This is a genomic window from Pseudoalteromonas sp. NSLLW218 (assembly GCF_015864775.1).
GTDB lineage: Bacteria > Pseudomonadota > Gammaproteobacteria > Enterobacterales > Alteromonadaceae > Pseudoalteromonas.
This window is the reverse complement of the sequence record NZ_JADYWO010000024.1, coordinates 1-4,065: the sequence shown is the minus strand read 5'-3', so window position 1 is coordinate 4,065 and position 4,065 is coordinate 1. Positions and strand designations below refer to the sequence as shown.

Here is a 4,065-nt window from a genome sequence, read left to right as displayed (position 1 = left end):
TAACTCTCTGAGTTGTTCGTGCCTCGCTATGCGTTGGCGTTTCCCGTCTCAGTGGGGTCGCATTATAGGGAGCGGCGGATTTTACGCAAGCGTTATTTACATAAAATAGTAATTAAAATTAAGCCCCAAGCAAGCACACATGATAAGCACAAGTTACCCACAAAACCCTGTTGATAACTCTGCTTTTGAACTTTAAAACTAAACACTTTTATCCTGATGTGATAAGTTGCGGTCACTTTTTTTAACTCATGTATTTAGGCAGTATCCATGACAGACATAATAAACAGTATAAGTGCCCTTCTATGGGGCCAAGTTCTCGTCTACTTATTAATAGCAGCAGGCCTCTTTTTTACTTTTCGACTAGGCTTTATTCAGTTTGTGCAATTTCCACATATGTTCAAAGTTATGTTTGGCTCTCGTAAATGTGCCGATAATGAAATTTCATCCTTTCAGGCTTTTTGTACTTCGTTAGCTGCACGCGTTGGTACAGGCAATATGGCTGGTGTTGCTGTTGCCTTATACCTAGGTGGTCCGGGTGCTATTTTTTGGATGTGGCTTATTGCATTAATAGGTATGGCTACAAGCTTTGCTGAAAGTACTTTAGCTCAGGCTTATAAAACAAAGGATGTTGAAGGCAATTTTAGAGGTGGCCCTGCTTATTATATGCAAAACGGTTTAGGTAAACGCTGGATGGGAACTTTATTCTCGCTATGCTTAATTTTAGCCTTTGGTTTGGTATTTAACGCCGTACAGTCAAACTCTATTGCTGCAGCATTTGAAGTAGCGTTTGATGTACCTAAGTATATAGTAGGCATTTGCTTGGTTATTGGCTCTGGTATTATTATTTTTGGTGGTTTGAAAACGATTTCTCGTTTTGCCGAAATGGTTGTGCCATTTATGGCGTTAGCTTACTTGTTAGTGGCTCTTTATGTATGTGCTATTAACTTTACTGCACTCCCGGATGTACTCGTCCTTATTATAAAGAGTGCTTTTGGTATTGAACAAGCTGGTGCAGGTGCAATTGGTTATGGTGTTACACAAGCTATGATCCAAGGTATAAAGCGTGGCTTATTCTCAAACGAAGCAGGTATGGGTAGTGCAGCTAATGCCGCAGCTACTGCTACACCTTACCCGCCTCATCCAGCATCACAAGGTTATGTGCAAATGCTAGGTGTATTTATTGATACTATTGTTATTTGTACAGCGACTGCTTCTCTTATTTTACTATCGCAGCAATTAATACCTGAATCTGGTGTTATGGGGATTGAACTTACGCAAGCTGCGTTACAAGAACATGTTGGTGATTGGGGTACTTACTTTATTGCCATTGCTATATTGTTCTTTGCTTTTACTTCTATTGTGGCTAATTACTCTTACGCTGAAACAAATTTAATGTTTTTAGAGCACAACTCTAATAAAGGTATGTTTATCTTTAGACTCGTTGTTTTAGGTATGGTGATGTTTGGTGCTGTTGGTGAACTGGGATTAATTTGGACGCTGGCGGATATATCAATGGGTTTAATGGCCATTGTAAACGTTATAGCGTTATTTATGCTTTCAGGTGTTGTTGTGTGGCTCTCTAAAGATTATAACGAGCAACGCAAGAAAGGCCTAATACCTACCTTTGATAAGAGTAAACATCCTAAACTTGCTAAAGAGGTCGATCCCGAGGCCTGGAAATAAACAATAAACAGCGAGCTACGGCTCGCTTTTTTAGATCTAAAAATTACAAATATTACGCTTAACCATCTCATTTCTTATAAATAAAAAGTTATATTAATTTTAAAACTATTTTATATTTAATTACGTAGGATATTTGAATTAAGTTATCTATAAAAAGGAGACCCGATGGATGACATAACAAAAAAATACAGTATAGACACTACTGATTACCAAGTTGGGCAAGATAATGTACAAAAGTGGGGATTTGATATCCATAACCCAGTATTTGGCATAAGCGCTTTCTTAGTTGTTTTATTTGTAATACTTACCCTAGTTTTTGACCCTACCGTTAGCCGTGATGCACTAACCTCGACTAAAGACGCCATAATTAATCAATTTGATAGTTACTTTATGTTACTAGCCAATGCCTTTGTGATATTTTGCGTTATTTTGGCATTCTCTCCTTTGGGTAAAATTCGTTTAGGCGGCGTAAAAGCTCGTCCAGAACATGGCTATATGTCGTGGCTTTCAATGCTGTTTGCAGCAGGAATGGGTATTGGCTTACTGTTTTGGGGAGTTGCAGAGCCAACTGCATATTATACAGGTTGGTATCATATGCCTATGGGCGTTGAGCCAAACTCACCGCAAGCACACTCATTAGCTTTGGGTGCAACCATGTACCACTGGGGTTTACATGGATGGGCGATTTACGCGGTTGTTGGATTAAGCTTGGCTTTTTTTGCATTTAATAAAGGCCTTCCTTTATCAATACGTTCTGTTTTTTATCCATTATTTGGTGATCGTGCCTGGGGGTGGCTTGGTCATATCATCGATATACTCGCTGTACTGTCTACTTTATTTGGTTTAGCTACATCGCTAGGCCTTGGCGCTCAACAAGCTACCAGCGGGATAAATTATCTGTTAGGCACTGATTATGGGACTGCTTTTCAAATATCTGTTATTGGTTTAGTAACGTGTATTGCAATTTTCTCTGTTATTAGAGGTATTGAGGGCGGTGTTAAAGTACTGAGCAATGTTAATTTAATTTGTGCATTTATTTTATTATTAGCTGTTATTGCCCTTACTTTCTCTGATGCAATTACTGCTGTTTGGTTTACCCTTGGGGCGTACGTAGAACACTTTGTACCTTTAAGCAATCCTTTTAATAGACCCGATGAAGATTGGATGCACTCTTGGACTGTGTTTTATTGGGCATGGTGGATATCATGGTCGCCGTTTGTTGGGATGTTTATTGCTCGAGTTTCAAAGGGGCGCACTGTACGCGAGTTTTTACTCGTCGTCATTGGCCTACCAACGCTTCTTAGTTTGGTTTGGATGGGCGTATTCGGAAATATGGCAATTACACAAGTTATAGATAAAGTTGGCCCACTTGGACAAAATGGTTTAACTGATATCTCAGTAACTTTATTTCAGGTATACGAGCAGTTACCACTTTCTAGTTTTATTTCTATTATTTCTATAGCACTCGTTTTAGTATTTTTTATAACGTCGTCTGATTCAGGATCGCTTGTAATAGATGGTATAACTGCGGGCGGTAAAATAGATGCACCAGTGCCACAACGTATATTTTGGGCTACAGTCGAAGGCGTGATTGCAGCAGTATTGCTTTGGGTTGGTGGCTCGCAAGCATTGCAAGCGCTTCAGTCGGGCGTAGTTACTACAGCTTTGCCGTTTTCAATAGTACTTATTTTAATGTGTATTGCGCTTATTCAAGGCTTGTTGAGCGAGTATCCAATTTACAAAGCTCAGAGTAAACTGCAATAACAATTTATCCTTTATAAGCGATCCTCAAGGGTCGCTTATAAAACATTAGCAATTCGTATAACTAAGTACTAAACGCATTTCTTATACTCCTATATTAAATTTATTTTAGGCACCGCACTTCAATTACATTCATTAATGCCACCCCTCGTTAAAACTTAGCTATTTTTAGAGAGCAAACCTTACGTTAGCAGAGTTAAAAGCATTTGATTTACTGAAACATAGGTGCAGGAGTAATTGCCAAGAAAATTGAATAGCCAGCGTTCTAATTTTTCTTTGTTATTAACAGGTGCTCTTATTCACAACTAATTATACCAATTCAGTTAATTTAACCAGATTGGTTAAAAGCATTAACGGTTAAATACAAACTGGCAGCTTTATAAATGTATGATGATGAAACTTTAGATATAAAAAAAATAGATATTAAAGGTAAGTAGGTATTAAAAATAAGATTGGGAATTTAAATAAGGATAATTTTTGAATATTTTAAAAATAGAAGTGATTTAGAATTTAAATGAATTTCATCTGAGGATTTTAGTAAAAATGGTGCCCGAGGCCGGACTTGAACCGGCACGACTTGTTAGTCGAGGGATTTTAAATCCCTTGTGTCTACCAATTCCA

2 protein-coding genes are annotated in these 4,065 nt (G+C 38.0%); both read left to right on the top strand.

Going from position 1 to position 4,065, the window contains the following annotated elements:
• Nucleotides 1-267: 267 nt before the first annotated feature.
• Complete coding sequence (locus tag I6E80_RS20225) at nucleotides 268-1,683, top strand: sodium:alanine symporter family protein (protein WP_197186316.1); 1,416 nt, start codon at nucleotides 268-270, stop codon at nucleotides 1,681-1,683.
• A 165-nt stretch (nucleotides 1,684-1,848) separates the two neighbouring features.
• The gene (locus I6E80_RS20220) at nucleotides 1,849-3,447 is read left to right on the top strand and encodes a BCCT family transporter (protein WP_197186315.1); all 1,599 of its coding nucleotides are present in this window, start codon (nucleotides 1,849-1,851) and stop codon (nucleotides 3,445-3,447) included.
• Nucleotides 3,448-4,065 lie beyond the last annotated feature (618 nt).

What these genes read in the sequence shown, in the direction of transcription:
- I6E80_RS20220 (WP_197186315.1), top strand. Translation starts at nt 1,849, where the DNA reads ATGGATGACATAACAAAAAAATACAGTATAGACACTACTGATTACCAA.
- I6E80_RS20225 (WP_197186316.1), top strand. Translation starts at nt 268, where the DNA reads ATGACAGACATAATAAACAGTATAAGTGCCCTTCTATGGGGCCAAGTT.